The sequence below is a fragment of the Acidovorax sp. M2(2025) genome (assembly GCF_049330835.1).
GTDB lineage: Bacteria > Pseudomonadota > Gammaproteobacteria > Burkholderiales > Burkholderiaceae_C > Acidovorax.
Window position 1 is genome coordinate 1,873,123 of the sequence record NZ_CP186262.1, and the last position, 19,193, is coordinate 1,892,315.

Consider the following 19,193-nt stretch of genomic DNA (forward strand, 5'->3'; position numbering starts at 1 on the left):
GCAAACCCTCTCATGGGGCCTGGACGCCGCGCCTTAGAACGTAAACACGTTCTTGGCCCGGGGGCTCCCTGCGGCGGACACCTTGACGACTGTGGAAAGAGTAAAAGAAGGAGCGTGCATTTTGAGTAGTCCCACACCCGCATTGCCAGGGCGCCCGGGGCGCCCCGCGACTGTCGTGCGGACGAGCGGAGCCCGGGTGCTCCGGGCTGCGGCAGCGCTGACGCTGGGCGCCGCCCTCGCGGCGCTGGGCGGCTGTGCCAGCGTGCGCACATTTGCCGCGCCCGAGAATTTCGGATCCGTCACCACCTTTTCGCGCCTGTTCGACGCGACGCCCCAGCAGACCTGCGAAGCCGCGCGCCGGGCATTGCTGAGCCAGGGCTACATCATCGCCACCCAGCAGCCCGAGCTGGTGGAGGGCAAGAAGAGCTTCCAGCCCGAGGCGGAGTCGCATCTGCAGATGGTGGTGCGCGTGGTCTGCGTGGCCGAGGCCGGGGACGGCAAGGTGAGCCTGGGGTTCGTGACGGCGCTGCAGGACACCTATGCCCTGCGCAAGACCAACAATTCCGCCAGCGTCGGCGTGGGCGCCATCGGCTCGGTTTCCCTGCCGTTCTCCGCCAGCAGCGATTCGCTGGTCAAGGTGGCCAGCGAAACCATCTCCAAGGACACCTTCTACGAGAGCTTTTTCGACCTGGTGAAGCGCTACCTGGTGCTCGACCAGGCTCAGGCGGACTGACGCGGGCGCGGCACCTCATACCGCAGCTCGGCAAAGAGGCCGCCCAGCGCGGTGACCGACTGCAGGCGCAGCGGCGGCTGTGCGATCCGGCGGGGCAGCAGGGAGATGCCTTCGCCAAGGGTGACGGGCGCGATCTGCACGATCAGCTCGTCCAGCAGGCCCGCGTCGTAGAACTGCCCCACCAGCGCGCCGCCGCCCACCACCCACACATTGCGTCCGGCGGCCGCCTGCTGCATGGCCTGGTGCACCGGCCGCACGTCGCCGTGCACAAAACGCACGTCGGCGCCGTCCACCGGGCGCAGCGTGCGCGAGCTGAACACCCACGCCGGCTGCGAGTAGGGCCACGGCTGGCCGGCATCGATCGCGTGCCGCAGCATCCATTCGTAGGTGTGCGAACCCATCGCCAGGGCCCCCACGTCGCGGAGGAAGGCGGGGTAGCTGGAGCCCTCGATCTCGCCGAACTGCAGCAGCCAGCCCAGGTCGTGGTCGGGCGTGGCCAGAAAGCCGTCCAGGCTGGAGGCGCCGTAAAACTGTGTCTTCATGATGGGGAACCCTCGAATCAACGGGTTCCGCCACTGTAGGCAAGGGCTGCTGACAGCGCCGTGGCAGCAGCGGCGGCAGCGGCGGCAGCGGCGGCCGGACAGGCCGTCAGGGCAGCTGCACGGTCTCTGCAAGGTGGCCGTACACGGCCGCGATGCGCCGCAGGTGGCGTGACTCGGGGTGCGTCAGCAGCCACAGCTGCGTTTCGCAGTCCGCCAGGGAGCCGGTGAGCGGGCGCAGCTCGCTGCGGTGCCCAGCCAGGAAGATGGGCAGCACGCCAATCCCCATCCCGCGGCCCACCAGCTCCATCACCGTGAGCGCGGTGTTGACGCGGAAGGCGGGCTGCGCCCGCGGGAAGTGCTTTCTGCGCCAGCGCACGGACGGGTGGTCGGGAATGGCGTCGTCCAGCGTGATCCATGCGGCGCGGCCCGCCTCCACATCGGACAACAGGGTCGGGCTGGAGGCCCCGGCGTACAGCGCCGAGCGGATCATGCCCAGCTGGCGGCCGACCAGATGCTGCGGCGGGCGCCGCGTGGCCCGCACGGCGATGTCGGTGTCGCGCCGCGTCAGGCTCACCAGCTCGTTGCTGGCGTGCAGTTCAAACGCCAGCGCAGGGTGGCGCGGCTGCAGCTGCTGCAGGGCCGGCGCAATGAGCCCGTGCAGGAGCGTGTCGGTGGTCGAGATGCGCACCGTGCCCGTCACCTGCTCGGGCTGCGCCTGGGTTGCGGCACGGGCCGCTTCCAGCGCGGCCTCCACGCGCTCGGCCTGCTCGGCCAGGGCCTGGGCCAGGTCCGTGGCGCGGTAGCCCGCGCGCGAGCGCTCGAACAGCGGCTGCCCCAGCCCGCGTTCCATGCGCTGGATGGCCCGGAACACGGTCGAGGCATCCACCCCCAGGCGCTCGCCCGCGCCCGCCAGGGTGCCGGTGCGCGCCATGGCCAGCAGCACCTCCAGCTCGGCAGCACCCAGGCGGTATTGCGATGGTGCAATCAATGATTTCATGGATGCTTATTTTGTTTGCGCTGCCGCAATCATAAATTCCGGGCGTCCCCTGCGGGCCCTCGCGTTTGCAGGAGGACGATCTTTCACTCCTTTGCACAGAAAGCCCTGCTCCATGAAGCTCTACTACTCCCCCGGCGCCTGCTCGCTTGCCGTCCACATCGCCCTGCGCGAAGTCGGTGCCGCCTTCGAACTCATCCAGGTGGACTTGCGCACCCACACCACCGAGACCGGGGGCAGCTTCCTCGACGTTTCGCCGCGCGGCTACGTGCCCCTGCTGGAGCTGGGCGATGGCTCGCGCCACGCCGAAGGCGCGGCCCTGCTGCAGTACGTGGCCGACCTGGACCCTGCGCGGGCGCTCATCGGCCCACCGGGGTCGCGCCAGCGCCTGGCCGTGGTCGAATGGCTGACCTTCATCAGCACCGAGCTGCACAAGGGCTTCAGCCCCTGGCTGTGGCACAAGGAGACTGCCGAATCCACGCGCAAGGCGGTCCTGGCCAAGCTGGCCACCCGGTTTGCGGAGCTGGACGCCGTGCTGGCGCGCAGCGACTTCCTGGCGGGCGGCTACAGCGTGGCCGATGCCTACGGCTTCACCATCCTGAACTGGGCCCACCTGCTGGGCGTACCGCTCATGGCCTACCCCCACCTGCAGGCCTGGATGGCCCGCGTGGCGGCGCGTGCACCGGTCCAGGCCGCGCTGCGGGCCGAGGGGCTGCTGGCATGAACGCCGTGGCGGGCGGCACCACGCTCACGCTGGTCTCGCACGCGCTGTGCCCCTACGTGCAGCGCGTGGCCATCGTGCTGCACGAAAAAGGCCTGGCCTTCGAGCGCCGCACCGTCGACCTGGCGCGCAAGCCCGCGTGGTTCCTGGCCCTGTCGCCGCTGGGCAAGACGCCGGTGCTGCAGGTGCGCGGGGAAGCCCTGTTCGAGTCCGCAGTGATCTGCGAATACCTGGACGAAGTGGCCACGCCCCCGCTGCACCCGCAGGACCCGCTGCAGCGCGCCCGCCACCGGGCGTGGATGGAGTTGGGCTCGGCCGTGCTCAACACCATCGGCGCGTTCTATGCCGCGCCGCACGAGGCTGCGCTGCAGGCCAGTGCGCAGCAGTTGCACGTCCGGTTTGTGCAGCTGGAGCAGGCGCTGGCGCAACGCAGCGGGCCGGGGCCGTACTTTGCCGGGGCGGATTTCTGCATGGTGGATGCGGTGTTCGGCCCCGTGTTCCGCTATTTCGACGTGATCGACACGCTGCCCGGCGTGGCCGACCTGGGGCTGTGGCAGGGCGCGGCGCGGGTGGAGGACTGGCGCCGGGCCCTGGCGCAGCGTGCCTCGGTGCGCGAGGCCGTGGACGCGGGCTATGCCGACGGCTTGCGCGCATTCCTGCGCGCCCGCGGCTCGGCCTTGTCGCGGCGCATGGGGGCGGATGCCGCGCCGTAGGCTGCCAGGGCGCCCGGCTCGGTATCGGCCCACGTGCCTGGCGCCAGCCCTTGCAGCGTGTGCGGCCCGATGGCGGCGCGGACCAGCCGTAGCGTGGGGTGGCCCACCGCGGCCGTCATGCGGCGCACCTGGCGGTTGCGGCCCTCGCGGATGACCAGCTCGATCCACGCGGTGGGAATGTGCTTGCGCTCGCGGATGGGCGGGTTGCGCGGGCCGACCGCGGGGGCGGGCTCCATCAGCCGCGCCCGCGCCGGCAGGGTGGGGCCGTCGTTGAGCACCACGCCCCGGCGCAGCGCCGCCAGCGCGGCTTCGTCGGGAACGCCCTCCACCTGCACCCAGTAGGTCTTTTCCATCTTGAAGCGCGGGTCGGCAATGCGCGCCTGCAGCGGCCCGTTGTCGGTCAGCAGCAGCAACCCCTCGCTGTCGGCATCCAGCCGCCCGGCCACGTACACGCCGGGCAGGTCGATGTAGTCCTTGAGGCCCTGCCACCGGCCTTCGGGCGTGAACTGGCTCAGCACGCCATAGGGCTTGTAGAAGCGGATCAGGCGTGGGGGCATGGGGTCAGGCGGGAAGGAACAGCGCCGGGTCCACCATCACGCGGTTGAGCATCACGCCCCAGTGCAGGTGCGGCCCCGTCACGCGGCCGGTGGCGCCCACCTGGCAGAACGCTTCGCCGGCCTTGACCGCATCGCCCACCTGCACATCCACGCGGCTCAGGTGGCAGTACAGGGTGAGCAGGCCCTGGCCGTGGTCCAGCCACACCGTGCCGCCGTTGAAGAAATAGTCGCCCACGTCGATCACGCGGCCTGCCAGGGGCGCCACCACGGGGGTGCCGGTGGGCGCCGCGATGTCCATGCCGCTGTGCGGGTTGCGCGGCTGGCCGTTGAACACCCGGCGCAACCCGAACGAACTGGAGCGCCGGCCGGGCGCCGGGGCGCGCATGCGCAGGGTGGACGGTGCGCTGCCTGCCGGCGGCTCGGTGAAGGTGGCCATCACCCCGGCCTGGTGGTCGCGCTCGCGTTCATAGCGGGCCTGGTCTTCGGGCGAAAGGTTCACGGTGCGGGGTGCGACCTGCAGATGCTGCTCCTGGTAGCGCTTGGCCTCCACGGTAAATAGCACCTGCTGCTCGCGCCCGCCCGGCACGGCCGCCGCCACGGTGATGGCCGATTCGCCCGGCGTGGCGGCCAGCGCAATGCCCACCACGGCGGTCCATTCGATGGCATCACCCGTCACCAGCACAGGCACGTCGTTGTCGCCCTGGCGCACCCGCGCCGCCGGCCGGGCGGCAGCCGGGCCCAGGGACAGCCGCGCCACGCCCCCGGGCACCTGCAGCGGCCGGGGCCACACCTGCGGTGCCTGGGGCGCCGCTTGCAGGCCGTGGGTGGCCGACAGTGCCAGCAGCCCCGCACCGCCCGCCAGCACCTGGCGGCGCGAGAGAACGCCGGGCGGAGGCAGCGGCGCAGCGAGGGACGAGACGGGCGTGGAAAAAAGGAGTGCGGAAGAGCGGGTCACGGCAGAGAGGATCGAGAGCAATGGGGTCCAGGGCGACGCCCGTGGCGCAGCGGCGCACCAAGGCGCACCAGCGTGCTGCAGTGCGCAGCCCGGCCCGCCATTGTGCCGCCGCCGGACGGCATCCCGCCCGGCGGCCCGCATGGGGCGTGCGCCGGGGCTGCTCTACAGTGGCGGCGGCGGCCTACACCGGGGCGGCGGGGCGGCTCCCACAATCGCCCCATGCCTGCCGCTGGCCGCCGCCGATTGACCCTGCTCACCGTCTTGCTGACCGCCCTGGCCACGGGCGCGCTGGTGCTGCTGGCACTGAACTTCACGGCGGGCGAAAAGAAGGTGCAGCAGCAGCTGCCGCGGCTGTACAACGCCTCCAGCCCGCAGTTCGAGCGGGCCCTGGGCAGCCTGCTGGGCCCGGGCATCGTGGGCGGCAACGAGGTGACCGAGCTGCTCAATGGCGAGCAGATCTTCCCGCCCATGCTTGCCGCCATCCGGGCCGCGCGCCACAGCGTGACGTTTGAAACCTACATCTACTGGTCGGGCGACATTGGCAAGCAGTTTGCCGACGCGCTGAGCGAACGCGCCCGTGCCGGCGTGCCCGTGCACGTGTTGCTGGACTGGGTGGGCAGCGCCAAGATGGAGGAGAGCTACCTCACCGAGATGAAGCAGGCGGGGGTGCAGATCGAGAAGTTCCACAAGCCCCACTGGTACAACTGGGCCCGCATGAACAACCGCACCCACCGCAAGCTGCTGGTGGTGGACGGGCAGGTGGCCTTTACGGGCGGGGTGGGCATTGCGCCGGAATGGACGGGCCGGGCGCAGGACCCGCAGCACTGGCGTGACTCGCACTACCTGGTGCGCGGGCCGGCGGTGGCGCAGATGCAGGCCACGTTTCTGGACAACTGGCTCAAGGTCACGGGCCGGGTGCTGCATGGCGACCGGTACTTTCCCCCGCTGCCGCGCGTCGGCACGCACAAGGCGCAGATGTTTTCCAGCTCGCCGTCCAGCGGCAGCGAAAGCATGCAGCTGATGTACCACCTGGCCATTACCGCGGCCGAGCGCAGCATCGACCTGTCGGTGGCGTACTTCGTTCCCGATGAACTCACGCACAAGCTGCTCATGGACGCGCTGGCGCGGGGCGTGCGCATCCGCCTGGTCACGCCCGGCGAGCACACCGACACCGAGACGGTCAAGGCCGCATCGCGCGCCACCTGGGGCCCTCTGCTGCAGGCTGGCGCCGAAATCTACGAATACGGGCCCACCATGTACCACTGCAAGGTCATGATCGTGGACCAGCGGCTGGTGTCCGTGGGCTCGACCAATTTCGACAATCGCTCATTCCGGCTGAACGATGAGGCCAACCTGAACGTCTATGACGCCGGCTTCGCGCAGCGGCAGACCCAGGTGTTCGAGGACGATATCCGACGCTCGCGCCGCGTGACGTACGAGAGCTGGCTCAACCGGCCGCTGAAGGAGCGGCTGGCCGAGCGGATCACGGGGTTGCTGGAATCACAGTTGTGATGCAACGAAGCGCGGGTGCCCGGCTGGATGCGCGCGGCAGGCCCTGAAGAGGGCATCGCTGGGCTGTGCGCACAGAGGGGTGGTTCGTTGTTGCCGCCCTGCGCAACGCAACACAACGCGAACAGGGGGGCACATCAGGCCGATGGAATCCGGCCCGTCGCGCTTGTCCGTGTGCGCATTTTTAAGCGCTGCCGGTCTGCCGGGTGGCCGTCCCCAGCCGCCCAAGATCGCCCCCAACCGGGCTTTTTTCCCTGCGCGGCGCACTGTCAGTTCTGACAATATTAAATTTTGTAAAGTCTGGCAGAATGTGTTGGGTTGCCTGGCTGTGATTATTTAGTGCTCCATGCCTTTTGCTATTTCACATCGAGACTTAGAAGCGGTGCGCGATGCGCAAGATTTCGACAGTTTAAAAGAATTTTCGCAAAAGGTGGTCGAGAAGCTGGGGTTTGATTGGTTCATGTACGGGGTGATGAGAAAAGAGGAATTCATCTCGCCGCAGCCTCTCGCTTTTTTTCTCGGTACCTACGATCCGGAATATATGAATATATTCGAGGAGAGGCAGTGGTACCGCATCGACCCGCCGTCGCTGCACATGCTGGCCAGCGATCTGCCCTACGTCTGGCGCAAGGCTGACTTTGATACCCCTGAGAGGCAGGAAATTCTGGAAACCTCGTCGCGCTACGGCGTCCGGGCGGGGGCTGCGTTTCCCGTGGGGTCGTTCAGCTTGACGGTGGGCGGGCTGGGCATCGCCAAGGATGCCGATCCTGACGCGGAATACGAGGAGACCTTGAAAATTCTTCCGTACGGCCAACTGCTGGGAATCTATATGCACTCGGCCGCGCAGCGAATCATGAAGGTGCACTCCACGCATCTCCCGAGGTCCATCAGTCCCCGCGAACTGCAGTGCCTGCAACTGGCCGCCCGGGGCATGCGCGATGCCGAAATCAGCAAAAAACTCAAGATCACGACCAGAACGGTCATTTCGCATATCAACAGTTCTCGCGAGAAGCTGCATGCCGAAAACAGATCGCAAATGATTGCGAAGGCGATGGCGCTGAAAATAATAGGTCTTTGATATTTGGGGTCAAATTATTTTATATGGAGGGAGGGATTATGATTCGAAAATTGCGAATCCGGCTGATTGCGTATTCATTATGCTTGCTGCCTGGCATCGGAATATCCTGGGAGGCCTTGGCGGCGGCGCCCGCATTTGTGGGCGGCTTGCCGGCGCTGACCGTCAACCCCGGCGGCACCAGCCTTCTCAACCAGCTCGCCGTCAGCGACGTCGATGTGAACCAGACCCTGACCTGGACGGTGACGGCGGCGCCCGCGCACGGAACGCTCAGCGGCTTCCCCGCCACCGCCAATTCCAGCTGCGCCAACGGCATCTGCGGCACGGTCGGCAGCCTGGTCACGCTGCCTGTCGGGTCGGTGGCCTACACGCCGGCGCCCGGCTACCTGGGTGCGGACACCTTCACCATTGAGGTGAGCGACGGCGTGGATACCGCCAGCCGGACCATCACCGTCGGGGTCAATGTGGCCCCTGGGGCCACGGTGAACGCCGCCGATTCTTCAGCCCTGAGTGCCGCCCTCAGCGATCCCACGGTCTCCAGCATCAACCTGTCCAGCGGGGTGACTTACCAGATCTATGGCACCGAAATCAACCGGCCGCTGACGATCCAGGGCAACGGCGCCGTCATTGAGGCGCTGGGCGGCATGGGGCAGGGCTATGACAACCAGACCATCTTCCACCTGGGCATGCCCGATGCCAGCAGCAACCGCCGGTACCGGGGCAACCTGTTCTGGCTGGTGACCTCGGGGGGCAACCTTGCGGTCAGCAACCTCACGTTGCGCAACGCGGCGATCACCACCAACGCGCAAGGCCTGACCGGCATCTTTGGCGCCGTCTTCCTGACGGGGACGTCGCAGGCCAGCCTGGACCACGTGGCGTTCGAGAATTTCTGGTTCAAGAACGATCAGCTCCTGGCACAGAACAACCTGGCCGAGGCCCAAGGGCTGTACGCGGCGGTGGGCGATCTCAGCTATGGGGTGTACGCCGACTACGACTTCCAGGGGGTGGTGAGCGTTGCCGGCAGCACGTTCGGAAGCACCAACGCCTTCCGGGATGCCGTGCACCTGTACAACAGCCAGAGTGCCTCCATCACCGACAACACCTTCCACGGAACGGCCCATCCAGAGCGCCTGCGGTCTTCCGACGGGTTCGAGAACGGCATCTACCTGTATGGCGGGCAGACCACGGTCACGGGCAACACCATCACGGGCTACCAGGCCCATCTCATCGACTCGTATACCAGCGCGGGCATCGCCACCGTGGGTTTTTTCCCGGGCAGCCAGGCCACGATCACCGGCAATGTCATCAGCAATTGCTCCACCAGCATGTCGCTGACGGGCGGGTGGCAGTCGTACCAGGCCGGCAGCGAATTCTCGGTCAACGGCTACAGCCTGATTGCCGATCCGGGGCTGGCCGGCTTCACGGCGGGCCACAGCAACACGGTGGCGCCCGGCCTGCATGGCCCCGGGATCTCCATCGTCAAGGACCAGAACGACAGCGTGCTGGCCTACAGCGACCCGCTGCTGGTCTTCAGCGCGCGCACCGCCACCACGGCCACCCTGGGGCTCGCCAGCGGCGTGGTGCCTGCCGTCAACACGAGTGCGTTCGTCGTCGAACAATCCACCGATGGAAGCACCTGGAGCAGCGCAACCGTGACCCCGCCGGGCACCTTGACGGCGGCCAACACCAGCTTCACGGTGTCGGGCCTGGACCCGGCCACCCGGTATTACTTCCGCCTCAACGACAGCGACAGCGGCTCCAACTACGTGGGGTGGTCCAACCTCATCGGCCTGCCGGTGCTGACGCTGGGCACGGTAACGGAAACCACGGCCACGGTGGGCTTCAACGCCCCCGGCACCAGCGGGGTGCGCATTGAACAGTCGTCCGATGGCGGGGCGACCTGGACCACCGCCGCGCTCCAGTCCGCCATTACCCCGGCGTCGACCACGGCGACGGTGACGGGGCTGTCCGCGAGCTCGGGCTATCTGCTGCGCATCAATGGCGCGGGCACTTCGGGGTGGGGGGCTTCTGCCCCCCAGAGCCTTACCACCAGCGCCGGCGCCAGCTGCGGCGCGTCCGCCAACGCGCCCACGGTGTTCGCGCCGTCTGGCACCGGTCTGTGCCAGGTGGGCATGGCCAGCGCGGTCACGGCGGGGTCCCCGTGGACCTGGACATGCACCAGCGCCGGCAGCACGGCCAACTGCTCGGCCCCCAACGGCACCACGGCGACTGGCTCGGGCCTGGGGCGCCTGGAGCTCACGAACTCCAGCGGCGGCACGGCATGGCAGGTGCGCAGCGCCGGCTTCGTCTCTGTCGCGTCGGCCGCCGGCACGGGCCCCAGCGGCTACACGTTTCCGCATGGGTTGCTGGATCTGCAGCTCGATACCGGGACAGCAGGCACCAGCGCCACCGTGACCATCACCTACCCCACGGCCTTGCCCGCGAACGCCGTGTACTGGAAATACGGCAAAACGTCGGGCAACCCGGTTGCCCACTGGTATCCGTTCCCCGGTGCCACCATCAGCGGCAACACCGTCACCCTGACGCTGACCGACGGTGGCGCGGGCGATGACGACCTGACCGCGAACAGCCTGATCACCGACCCGGGCGGCCCGGCGGTTCTGGCGGCTGCCGGGCCGGCGGCGATACCCACCCTGTCGCAATGGGGCCAGATCGCGCTGGTGGCTGCGCTGGGCTTGCTGGGCGCGGGCCGGGTGCGGCGCTACCGGGCGGCGCGCTAGGAATCCTCAGCGCCAACGGCCGTGGGCCATCTGGCCCTCCGCCGTTGGCCGGCAACTCCGTAAAAGCGTGCCTGGCACGCTTTTGCTTTTTTTACTGCGCCGCAAACTCGTAGGTGACGGCTTCGCTTTCCACCATCTCCATGATCTCGTCCAGCACCTCCTCGTCGTCGGTGCTGCTCCACATGTCTTCGGGGTCGGTGGCAAACAGCGGCTCCACGGCGATGTCCATGTAGCGGCCATCCGACAGTTGCAGCACGGGCGTGCCTTCGGACGTGTCGGCCAGCTGCCAGTCGTCGGGCACGGTCATTTCAAGCTGGATGGTGACGGTGAGTTTCTTGGCCATGGTGCTAGCTCCTGGTGAAGTGGGCGGGCAGGGTAACGCATTTCGCTGCCCGGGCGGGGTTTTCTGTGTACGCTGCCAGTGTGGCACGGTGATTGCAGCTGCCGTGCACGCACCCGCGCTCCGCGGCGCTTTTTTCACCGCAATGATTCCCGCAACTTCTGGAGGACCCTGGACCATGAACGCAAAGAAAACCCTGGCATCGGTGGCAGCTGCCGTCGTGGCCTGCCTGGCGCTCGCGCAGGCGGCGCACGCCGGGCCCCGGCTCGACAAGATCCTGGACGCCAAGGTCTTGCGGGTCGGTACACCGGGCGACTACCGTCCGTTTGCCATCAAGACCGACGCAGGCTACAGCGGCCATGACATCGACGTGATCGAAACCATGGCCAAGGAACTGGGGGTGAAGATCGAATACGTGCCCACCACCTGGCCCAACCTGGTCAAGGACCTGCAGGCCGACAAGTTCGATGTGGCCGTGGGCGGCATCACCCGCAACGTCAACCGCATGCGCCTCTTTGACATGCTGCCGGGTTACGCGCCCTTTGGCAAAGTGGCCCTGGTGCGCGCGGCCGACAAGGCCAAGTACACCAGCGTGGACGCCCTGAACCAGCCCACCGTGCGCGTCATCAAAAACCCCGGCGGCACCAACGAGACCTATGTGCAGAACAACCTGAAGGCCGCGCAGGTCAGCACGCACGACAAGAACGCCGAGATTCCCGCGCTGATTGCCGAGGGCAAGGGCGACGTGATGATCACCGAGACCTACGAGGCCCTGCACTACGCCAAGGCCGACCCGCGCCTGGCCGCAGCGTTCGTGGACGCGCCCCTCACGCCCAAGAACTACCTGGGCTTCATGCTGCCCACCGACGATGCCGACTACGTGCGGGTGATGGGCTTTGTGTGGGGCCTGGTGGACAGCCGCGGGGCCATCCAGCAGGCCGCGACGAAGTGGTTGAAGTGAGGTCGCTGCTGAACGGTGAATGCGGGAGGAACCGTCAGCCCGGGATTTCCGGCTCCACCAGCTGCGCCAGCAGCTGCAGCGATTCCTGCCAGCCCAGGTAGCACGCCTCGGTGGGAATCACCGCCGGGATGCCCGCCTGGACGATGGAGACCTCGGTGCCCACCAGCACCTTGCGCAGCGCGATGGTGGTGCGCATCTCGCCCGGCAGGTTCGGGTCGTCAAAACGGTCGGTGTGCACGATGCGCTCGCCCGGCACCAGCTCCACATATTCGCCGCCAAACGCATGCGTCTGGCCGTTGCTGAAGTTGGTGAACTGCATGCGGTAGCTGCCGCCCACCCGGGCGTCCAGGCTCAGCACCCGGCCGGTAAAGCCATGCGGCGGCAGCCATTTGCCCATGGCGTCGGGGTCCAGAAACGCGCGGTAGATGCGCTCGGCCGGAGCGCGCAGCACGCGGTGCAGCGTCACGGTGCCGGTGGCGGTGGCGGTGGCGGTGTCGGGAGTCGTCATAGGGGTCTCCAAAAGGTTGGACGGCGGGGCACCAAACCATTGTGGGCCGCAGTGCCTCCACCCGGGTTTCGTGCGCCCACACCCCTACGACGATCAGGGCGGACCGGTTTCGACAACGGGGCGTCCCAGGGATCTTCTGCACGAATCGTCGCGCCGCGTGCATCGGCGGTCTCGGGCTTGCGCCGTGCAGCCCACGCCAACCCGCAGCAGCGCACTTGGCCGCTCAATGCGTGCAGGGCATCCCCAGCCGGGCAAGCTTTTTGGGAGTCCGGCCTGTCAGGCCGCCACGGTGCGCACTGCGAAGCTCTCGATGCCACCGGCCCAGGCCAGCAGCCGGTCGATATTGGGGTGCTTGCCCGGAAACGCCTGCGCGTCTGCCACATGTTCGCCGTACCACTCCAGCCCCAGGCTGGCGGCGGCCGGCGTGATGCGCCCGCCGTACAGTGCCGCCAGTGCGGCGTAGACTGCCAGCGAACCTGCCTGGCCGGGCTTGTTCTCCAGGGTGGCGAGCGCCTGGCCGTCCGCCCCCAGCAGGTGCAGCGCAGCGAGGTGGCTGGCGGAGGGAAGTTGCGTCAGTCGGTCTGCAAAGTTCATGGTGTTCAAAAGGGTGATTGAAATATGCCCCTGGCGCTTTGCAGGAAAGCGCAGGCAGCTATGAAAAAGTGAGCATTCTGGCGCCCGGGCGCATCTTACGCGATGCCGGGTGCGGGTGGCCCTGGCGTCGCGGCGCGCCCGCCTACGCCTGCCATACCCCAAACCCGGCCGAGCGCAGGTCGATGCCGATCTCGATCTCCCGGTCCACCGCCTCCTGGTAGGGCATGGGGTTGAAGCCCTCGTACAGATCCGGCAGCAGCCGCAGGCCGTACTGCTGCACAAACCGGTTGGCCTGGATGCCCGCCTTGTGCTTGTCAAAGCGCACGTCCGGGTCCAGCCCCGTCATGCCCACATACACGCACGGCTTGCCGTCCACGTAGCCGGGGTTGCACCTGCGAAAGCGCGGTTCCCGCAGCACGTCCTGGGACAACTCGACGACATAGACGTGGTGGTGGGGGCGGCGGGCCATGGGATTGCAAAGGCGGCTGGGGCGGTTCGTGTGCCAAGCTGTGGGGACTTGGCGCGCGGGCCGGGCGGGTTCCGGGCCCCAAGAAATACCGGCAACCCGGGCTGCCACGGGCCCATGGCGTATTCTGCGCGGGCCCCAGGCCTGATCACAACCCTTCGCCCCCATGCCAGCAGTTGCACCGCCGCCTTCCCCGTCCTTCTTCTATCCCATCGGCATGCCCGGCCAACCCTGGGGCGATGCGGAGCGCGCCCAGTGGCGCGCCCGCCAGGTGCGCCAGCGCAGCTATGCGGACGACGTGCTCCGCGCCATCGAGGCCCTGCGCGGCGACTGGGAGGTGCAGGCCTACGGCGAGGTCGTCTGCGCCGCCCCCGATCACGCGCCCGAGCGCTTCCCCCTGCAGGCGCTGCGCAGCCGCCCTTGGCAACCCGGCCTGCCCGGCGTGCTGGTGACGGGCGGCGTGCACGGCTACGAAACCAGCGGCGTGCACGGCGCGCTGCGGTTTGCGCAGCAGCATGCCGGCGAATGGACGGGCCGCGCCAACCTGCTGATCGTGCCCTGCGTCAGCCCCTGGGCCTATGAGCGCATCCAGCGCTGGAACTTTGACGCCCTGGATCCCAACCGCTGCTTCCGCCCTGGCTCGCCCGCGCAGGAGTCCGCCGCCCTCATGCGCCTGGTGGCCCCGCTGCGCGGCCAGTGGAGCGCCCACATCGATCTGCACGAAACCACCGACACCGATGAATCCGAATACCGCCCGGCCGTGGCCGCGCGCGATGGCAAGGTGTTCGAGCCCGGCAGCATCCCCGACGGCTTCTACCTGGTGGACGACACCGAGAACCCGCAGCCCGCCTTCCAGCAGGCCCTCATCGAAGCCGTCCGCCGCGTGACGCACATTGCGCCGGCCGACGAGAAGAACGAAATCATCGGCTCGCCCGTGGTGGCCCCAGGCGTCATCCACTACCCGATGAAGCAGTGGGGCCTGTGCGCGGGCATCAGCGGCGCGCGCTACACCACCACGACAGAGGTGTACCCGGACAGCCCGCGCGCCACGCCAGAGCAGTGCATCGAGGCCCAGGTGGCCGCAGTGCGTGCGGCGGTGGCCTTCGTGCTGGCTGGGGCGCAGCACCCCTGAGTGGGTTGGCGCCGTCCCGGCACCTGCGCGGCGCCGGTGCGCCGTCTCCGCCTATCCGGGCATCCCCGGCGCGCTCAGCAACCGGGCGCTGACCTCGGCCTCATCGAGCGCGGCAAACGGCATGTTGTGCTGGTCCGTCAGCGGGCCATGGCCGGGTTACATGCGGCCGGCCGCGTCGTAGCCCATGGCCTTGAACTTCCACACCCCGCCGACCAGCTTGAGCGAGCCCACGTGTGCGCCCGTGGCCGTGTGTACCGCCATGGCCCCCGCGCTCACGGGCAGCAGCCGCAGCGGCCCCGCGAGCGGGCCGGGCGGCACCGGGCCGTAGGTGGGGGCGAATGTCGGCGGCGCGGAAAGGGGCGTGGGCATGGCGGTGTTTGTAGCGCAAACCGGGCGGCAGGCGCAGTAGGGCGTTGAAATGGCCTCCAGGGCAAGCTGGTCAAGCGCAAGCAGCTATGAAAAATATAGCAAATGACGGTCGGTCGCCTGGCCACCGGCCGTTGCCACCGGGGGATTCACGCCACGGCGGCTCTTTCAGGCCGTCCCATCCATTAGGCTCGGGGCAGCTGTAGCAACCAAGGAAATGATGTGATCGATGGCCTCGTGGCGGGTAGTCTGGTGGGTGTGGCGGAAATGCGAGAGGGCAAGAACGCCACGCACTTTGTGGTGGCCAAGGTGCGGGCCGCCGCCGGCGATGGCGAGCCGGTGCTCGTCAACGTCATCGCCTTTGCCCCCGCAGCCTGCGCCGCGCTGCTGGCGCTGAACGACGGCGACTCCGTGGCCCTGGCAGGCGCGCTCACCCCCAAGGTGTGGGCGGACAAGCAGGGCAACACCCGGCCCGCGCTGGACATGGTGGCTGCCAGGGTATTGACGGTGCAGGCGCAGGGGGAAGCCTGAGCCGGGCCGTGTGAAAACGCCGAGCTGGAGGAGGTCGGCGAGTCTCAGACTCGGCCGACCATCCCTGATTTTGTGGGGTGAATCACTTTCCCCAAGAATCCTTCAGCCCCACCGCGAGATTGAACACCGGCTTCCCCGCCTGGTGATCCACCCGGTCGGCCACAAAGTAGCCGTGGCGCTCAAACTGGAACTTGTCATCCGGCTTGGCGTTGGCCAATGACGGCTCCACGATGGCCGTCACCACCTTCAGGCTGCTCGGGTTCAGGCTTTCCAGGAAATTCTTGCCGCCCGCGTCGGGGTGCGCGTCGCTGAACAGGCGGTCGTACATGCGCACCTCGGCGTTCACGCCGTCGGCCACGCCCACCCAGGTGATGGCAGCCTTGACCTTCACGCTGTCGGCGCCGGGGGTGCCGCTCTTGGTGTCGGGCACCACGGTGGCCAGCACTTCGGTGATGGTGCCGGCGGCGTCCTTGGTGCAGCCGGTGCACTCAATGACGTAGCCGCCCTTCAGGCGCACCTTGTTGCCGGGGAAGAGGCGTTTGTAGCCCTTGGGCGGCACTTCGGCGAAGTCCTCGCGCTCGATCCACACTTCCTTGCCGATGGTGAAGTGGCGGACGGGCGATTCGGTGCCCTCGGGTGGGTGGGGCAGGGCGGGCAGCTGGCAGGGCTCCAGGTGGCCCGCGCCCATCACGTCGTCCCAGTTGGTCAGCACAAGCTTCACGGGGTCGAGCACGGCCATGCCGCGGTGGGCCTTGGCTTCCAGGTCCTCGCGCAGGCAGCCTTCCAGGGTGCTGTAGTCGATCCAGCTGTCGCTCTTGGTGACGCCAATGCGTTCGGCAAAGAGCTGAATGGCTTCGGGCGTGTAGCCGCGGCGGCGCAGGCCCACGATGGTGGGCATGCGGGGGTCGTCCCAGCCGCCCACCTTGCCTTCGTTGACCAGCTGGGCCAGTTTGCGCTTGCTGGTGATGACGTAGGTGAGGTTCAGGCGCGCAAATTCGTACTGCCGGGGCGGGGGCGATGCCAGCAGGCAGCCTTCGATCAGGCGTTCCATCAGCCAGTCGTAGAAGGGGCGCTGGTCTTCAAACTCCAGCGTGCAGATGCTGTGGGTGATCTGCTCCAGCGCGTCCTCGATGGGGTGCGCGTAGGTGTACATGGGGTAGATGCACCACTTGTCGCCCGTGTTGTGGTGCGTGGCGCGGCGGATGCGGTAGATGGCCGGGTCGCGCAGGTTGATGTTGGGGCTGGCCATGTCGATCTTGGCGCGCAGCACGGCGGCACCGTCGGCCAGCTGGCCGTCGCGCATTTCGCGGAAACGCGCAAGGTTTTCCGCGGGCGTGCGGGTGCGGAAGGGGCTGTCCACGCCGGGCTTGCCGAAGTCGCCCCGGTTGGCGCGCATTTCCTCGGGCGTTTGCTCGTCCACGTAGGCGTGGCCGGCTTCGATCAGGTATTCGGCTGCGCGGTACATGAAGTCGAAGTAGTCGCTGGCCTGGTAGGGCGCGGCGCTGCCGGGGGGCTGGCCGGGCTGGGCCCAGTCAAAACCCAGCCATTGCACGGCGTCGATGATGCTGTTGACGTACTCGGTGTCTTCTTTTTCGGGGTTGGTGTCGTCAAAGCGCAGGTGGCACACGCCGCCGTAGTCGCGCGCCAGGCCGAAGTTCAGGCAGATGCTCTTGGCGTGGCCCACGTGGAGGTAGCCGTTGGGCTCGGGCGGAAAGCGGGTGCGGATCTTGGCGGGGTCGGGCTCGCCCTGGGCGTGGTGGGCGGCATCGCCGGGCGTGCCGGCCCAGCGGCGGCTGGCATAGGTGCCGTTGGCCAGGTCGTGCTCGATGATCTGGCGTAAGAAATTGCTCGGTTTGACGGCTTCCGTCGCTTCGGCGGCTGCGGCGGAGGGGGTGTTGGCGGAGGTCGGGGTGCTCATGCGGCCATTTTAGGCGGCGGTTTCGTGACGCTTTACGCATGGAAACAAGGGCGTGTACGTCCGGAAACAACGTAAAGACGTTTTTATGCCATCCTTTTTGACATTTGAAGCGTTAGATACCGGTGAGGTGAGTCCGTTGGCTGGCTGCCCTCGCTCAAACAGGAGATGTCCATGACGAAAACCCGTTCTATCTATGCCCTGGCCGGTGCGGCTGGCGTGGCGCTGGCTTTGCTGGCCGGTTCGGGCGCAGCCCAGGCCCGCGACGTGAGTTGGTCCGTAGGTATTGGCGTGCCCGGCGTGGTGGTGGGGGCCAGCAATGGCTACTACGCACCCGCCCCGGTGTATGTGGCTCCGCCGCCCCCGGTGTACTACGCGCCGCCCCCGCGGCCCGTGTACTACGCGCCCCCGGCCTACTATGCGCCGCCGCCCGCGGTGGTGTACTACCGCGGTGGCGGCCCCCGCCACCATCACCACCACCACGGTTACGGCTACGGCCGCTGGGACCGTTGACCCACCCGGCGCCCCGTTGGTGGGGCGCCGAAGTCGCGGGATAGCGGGCGCGCAACCCCCACAGGCGGCGCGCCCAGCCCTTTGCCTTGCGAAAGACCGGGTGCGGCACCGCTGTCCTTTGCCTGCGGCCCCTTGGGGCCGCTTTTCTTTTTCTTGGGGCTCTGGACGCGTTTCGTCCACTGGGGGCGGCTGGACGGGGTGGGGCCCAGCGTGCGCAGCATAATCCTCGGCTTCACCAGTGGCCCGCATGGTCGGGCGCCTTGCTCCGGAGTGCACGCATGTCATCAGCAACGAAAAAGACGGTTTTTGTCCTCAACGGCCCCAACTTGAACCTGCTGGGCACGCGCGAGCCTGCGGTCTACGGCGCGCAAACACTGGGCGACGTGGAAAAGCTCTGCACCCAGGCGTGCGAGCGCCACGGCCTGGCGCTGCGGTTTCACCAAAGCAACCACGAAGGCGCGCTGGTGGACTGGATCCACGAAGCCGGCCGGTTGCACGCGGCGGGCGAATTGGCGGGCGTCGTCCTGAACGCAGGCGCCTACACGCACACCAGCATTGCGCTGCACGATGCGATCAAGGGCACGGGCATCACGCTGATCGAGTTGCACATCAGCAATGTGCACGCCCGCGAGTCGTACCGCCACCATTCGTACATGGCCGCTGCGGCCAAGGCGGTGATGTGCGGGTTTGGCGTGCTGGGCTACGGGCTGGCGATCGACGGCTTGGCCCAAATGCTGGCGCAGCCCGCGGGCTGACCCCGGGCCGGAACAGGGGCGCTGCGATGCCGGAGCCGCGGATGGCGTTGCAGGTGCCCGAGCACGAGGTGGAGTTCACGGCCCTGCGCGCCCAGGGCCCGGGCGGGCAGAACGTCAACAAGGTCTCCACCGCGGTGCAGCTGCGCTTTGACGTGCGGGCCTCCTCACTGCCGGAGCCGGTCCAGCAGCGCCTGCTTGCCCTGCGGGACCACCGCATCACCCAGGATGGAGTGGTGGTCATCAAGGCCCAGCAGTACCGCAGCCAGGAGCAGAACCGGGCCGATGCGCTGGCGCGGCTGCAGGCCCTGGTGGATTCGGTGGCCCTGCCGCCCCGGGTGCGCCGCGCCACCCGGCCGACCCTGGGCTCCCAGCGGCGCCGGTTGCAGGGCAAGGCCCAGCGCGGGCAGACCAAGGCGCTGCGCGGCCGCGTGCGGGACGCGGGAGGCTGACCCCAAGGGCGCCGCCTGCCCACGGCATCGGGGCCATTGGCATCGCTGCTGGAACAATCTGTCCGCCGTGCAGGGCTTGGTAGCGTCTGGCAGACACCCTACATTCAAGGCATTCACCTTGGA

Annotated in this window: 22 protein-coding genes; 12 read left to right on the forward strand and 10 right to left on the reverse strand. The window is 68.0% G+C overall.

Annotated elements, in window-relative coordinates; genetic code table 11:
* The first annotated feature begins 196 nt into the window (after positions 1-196).
* Positions 197-733: a DUF2242 domain-containing protein gene (locus ACOYR3_RS08585; RefSeq protein ID WP_422846028.1), complete on the forward strand. Its 537-nt coding sequence runs from the start codon at positions 197-199 to the stop codon at positions 731-733.
* Here ACOYR3_RS08585 and ACOYR3_RS08590 read toward each other — a convergent pair.
* Positions 721-1,275, reverse strand: a complete 555-nt coding sequence (locus ACOYR3_RS08590; RefSeq protein ID WP_422846029.1) for a dihydrofolate reductase family protein — start codon at positions 1,273-1,275, stop codon at positions 721-723. The two genes, ACOYR3_RS08585 and ACOYR3_RS08590, sit on opposite strands and share 13 nt — an antisense overlap.
* A 106-nt stretch (positions 1,276-1,381) precedes the next feature.
* The gene (locus tag ACOYR3_RS08595) at positions 1,382-2,263 is read right to left on the reverse strand and encodes a LysR family transcriptional regulator (RefSeq protein ID WP_422846554.1); all 882 of its coding nucleotides are present in this window, start codon (positions 2,261-2,263) and stop codon (positions 1,382-1,384) included.
* A gap of 121 nt (positions 2,264-2,384) precedes the next feature.
* On the opposite strand from ACOYR3_RS08595, the gene gstA reads away from it, so the two are divergent.
* Both gstA and ACOYR3_RS08605 read left to right on the forward strand, forming a co-directional pair.
* Entirely contained in the window at positions 2,385-2,993 is a 609-nt protein-coding gene (gene gstA / locus ACOYR3_RS08600; RefSeq protein ID WP_422846030.1) for a glutathione transferase GstA, read from the forward strand.
* On the forward strand, positions 2,990-3,703 hold the full coding sequence (locus tag ACOYR3_RS08605; RefSeq protein WP_422846031.1) for a glutathione S-transferase family protein: 714 nt from the start codon (positions 2,990-2,992) through the stop codon (positions 3,701-3,703). The genes gstA and ACOYR3_RS08605 overlap by 4 nt, the downstream gene beginning before the upstream one ends.
* Here ACOYR3_RS08605 and ACOYR3_RS08610 read toward each other — a convergent pair.
* Positions 3,622-4,260, reverse strand: a complete 639-nt coding sequence (locus ACOYR3_RS08610) for a pseudouridine synthase (protein WP_422846032.1) — start codon at positions 4,258-4,260, stop codon at positions 3,622-3,624. The genes ACOYR3_RS08605 and ACOYR3_RS08610 overlap by 82 nt on opposite strands.
* A 4-nt stretch (positions 4,261-4,264) precedes the next feature.
* Entirely contained in the window at positions 4,265-5,215 is a 951-nt protein-coding gene (locus ACOYR3_RS08615) for a peptidoglycan DD-metalloendopeptidase family protein (RefSeq protein ID WP_422846033.1), read from the reverse strand.
* Positions 5,216-5,434: 219 nt separating this feature from the next.
* Between ACOYR3_RS08615 and ACOYR3_RS08620 the strand changes: the two genes are divergently transcribed.
* From ACOYR3_RS08620 to ACOYR3_RS08630, 3 genes are all read left to right on the forward strand, one after another.
* Complete coding sequence (locus ACOYR3_RS08620) at positions 5,435-6,727, forward strand: phospholipase D-like domain-containing protein (protein ID WP_422846034.1); 1,293 nt, start codon at positions 5,435-5,437, stop codon at positions 6,725-6,727.
* Positions 6,728-7,070: 343 nt separating this feature from the next.
* On the forward strand, positions 7,071-7,802 hold the full coding sequence (locus tag ACOYR3_RS08625; protein WP_422846035.1) for a LuxR family transcriptional regulator: 732 nt from the start codon (positions 7,071-7,073) through the stop codon (positions 7,800-7,802).
* A 137-nt stretch (positions 7,803-7,939) separates the two neighbouring features.
* Complete coding sequence (locus ACOYR3_RS08630) at positions 7,940-10,540, forward strand: IPTL-CTERM sorting domain-containing protein (protein WP_422846036.1); 2,601 nt, start codon at positions 7,940-7,942, stop codon at positions 10,538-10,540.
* A 91-nt stretch (positions 10,541-10,631) separates the two neighbouring features.
* Here ACOYR3_RS08630 and ACOYR3_RS08635 read toward each other — a convergent pair whose 3' ends face one another.
* Positions 10,632-10,883 (reverse strand): hypothetical protein, encoded by a 252-nt coding sequence (locus ACOYR3_RS08635; RefSeq protein WP_291488389.1) that lies wholly within the window; start codon positions 10,881-10,883, stop codon positions 10,632-10,634.
* Between the two features lie 175 nt (positions 10,884-11,058).
* Between ACOYR3_RS08635 and ACOYR3_RS08640 the strand changes: the two genes are divergently transcribed.
* On the forward strand, positions 11,059-11,841 hold the full coding sequence (locus ACOYR3_RS08640; RefSeq protein WP_422846037.1) for a transporter substrate-binding domain-containing protein: 783 nt from the start codon (positions 11,059-11,061) through the stop codon (positions 11,839-11,841).
* A gap of 34 nt (positions 11,842-11,875) precedes the next feature.
* Here the strand turns inward: ACOYR3_RS08640 and ACOYR3_RS08645 are convergent, their stop codons facing one another.
* From ACOYR3_RS08645 to ACOYR3_RS08655, 3 genes are all read right to left on the reverse strand, one after another.
* Positions 11,876-12,349 (reverse strand): SRPBCC family protein, encoded by a 474-nt coding sequence (locus tag ACOYR3_RS08645; RefSeq protein ID WP_422846038.1) that lies wholly within the window; start codon positions 12,347-12,349, stop codon positions 11,876-11,878.
* Positions 12,350-12,625: 276 nt separating this feature from the next.
* Positions 12,626-12,943, reverse strand: a complete 318-nt coding sequence (locus tag ACOYR3_RS08650; protein WP_422846039.1) for a DUF2322 family protein — start codon at positions 12,941-12,943, stop codon at positions 12,626-12,628.
* A 142-nt stretch (positions 12,944-13,085) separates the two neighbouring features.
* A complete protein-coding gene (locus tag ACOYR3_RS08655; protein ID WP_422846040.1) occupies positions 13,086-13,412 on the reverse strand; it encodes a hypothetical protein in 327 nt (108 codons plus the stop codon).
* 163 nt (positions 13,413-13,575) lie between these two features.
* On the opposite strand from ACOYR3_RS08655, the gene ACOYR3_RS08660 reads away from it, so the two are divergent.
* Positions 13,576-14,541, forward strand: coding sequence for a M14 family metallopeptidase (locus tag ACOYR3_RS08660; protein ID WP_422846041.1), 966 nt, complete (start codon positions 13,576-13,578; stop codon positions 14,539-14,541).
* Between the two features lie 156 nt (positions 14,542-14,697).
* Here the strand turns inward: ACOYR3_RS08660 and ACOYR3_RS08665 are convergent, their stop codons facing one another.
* Positions 14,698-14,910 (reverse strand): hypothetical protein, encoded by a 213-nt coding sequence (locus ACOYR3_RS08665; RefSeq protein ID WP_422846042.1) that lies wholly within the window; start codon positions 14,908-14,910, stop codon positions 14,698-14,700.
* A 219-nt stretch (positions 14,911-15,129) separates the two neighbouring features.
* Between ACOYR3_RS08665 and ACOYR3_RS08670 the strand changes: the two genes are divergently transcribed.
* Positions 15,130-15,438 carry a single-stranded DNA-binding protein gene (locus ACOYR3_RS08670; RefSeq protein ID WP_422846043.1) on the forward strand — a complete coding sequence of 103 codons (309 nt, stop codon included), beginning with the start codon at positions 15,130-15,132 and terminating at the stop codon, positions 15,436-15,438.
* An 82-nt stretch (positions 15,439-15,520) separates the two neighbouring features.
* Here ACOYR3_RS08670 and ACOYR3_RS08675 read toward each other — a convergent pair whose 3' ends face one another.
* A complete protein-coding gene (locus ACOYR3_RS08675; protein WP_422846044.1) occupies positions 15,521-17,356 on the reverse strand; it encodes a glutamine--tRNA ligase/YqeY domain fusion protein in 1,836 nt (611 codons plus the stop codon).
* Between the two features lie 171 nt (positions 17,357-17,527).
* Between ACOYR3_RS08675 and ACOYR3_RS08680 the strand changes: the two genes are divergently transcribed.
* The 3 genes from ACOYR3_RS08680 to arfB all read left to right on the forward strand — a co-directional run bounded on the left by ACOYR3_RS08680 (position 17,528) and on the right by arfB (position 19,070).
* A complete protein-coding gene (locus ACOYR3_RS08680) occupies positions 17,528-17,866 on the forward strand; it encodes a hypothetical protein (RefSeq protein WP_422846045.1) in 339 nt (112 codons plus the stop codon).
* Between the two features lie 278 nt (positions 17,867-18,144).
* Positions 18,145-18,621, forward strand: coding sequence for a type II 3-dehydroquinate dehydratase (gene aroQ / locus ACOYR3_RS08685; protein WP_422846046.1), 477 nt, complete (start codon positions 18,145-18,147; stop codon positions 18,619-18,621).
* A 41-nt stretch (positions 18,622-18,662) separates the two neighbouring features.
* Positions 18,663-19,070: an alternative ribosome rescue aminoacyl-tRNA hydrolase ArfB gene (arfB, locus tag ACOYR3_RS08690; RefSeq protein ID WP_422846047.1), complete on the forward strand. Its 408-nt coding sequence runs from the start codon at positions 18,663-18,665 to the stop codon at positions 19,068-19,070.
* The last annotated feature ends 123 nt before the right edge of the window (positions 19,071-19,193 follow it).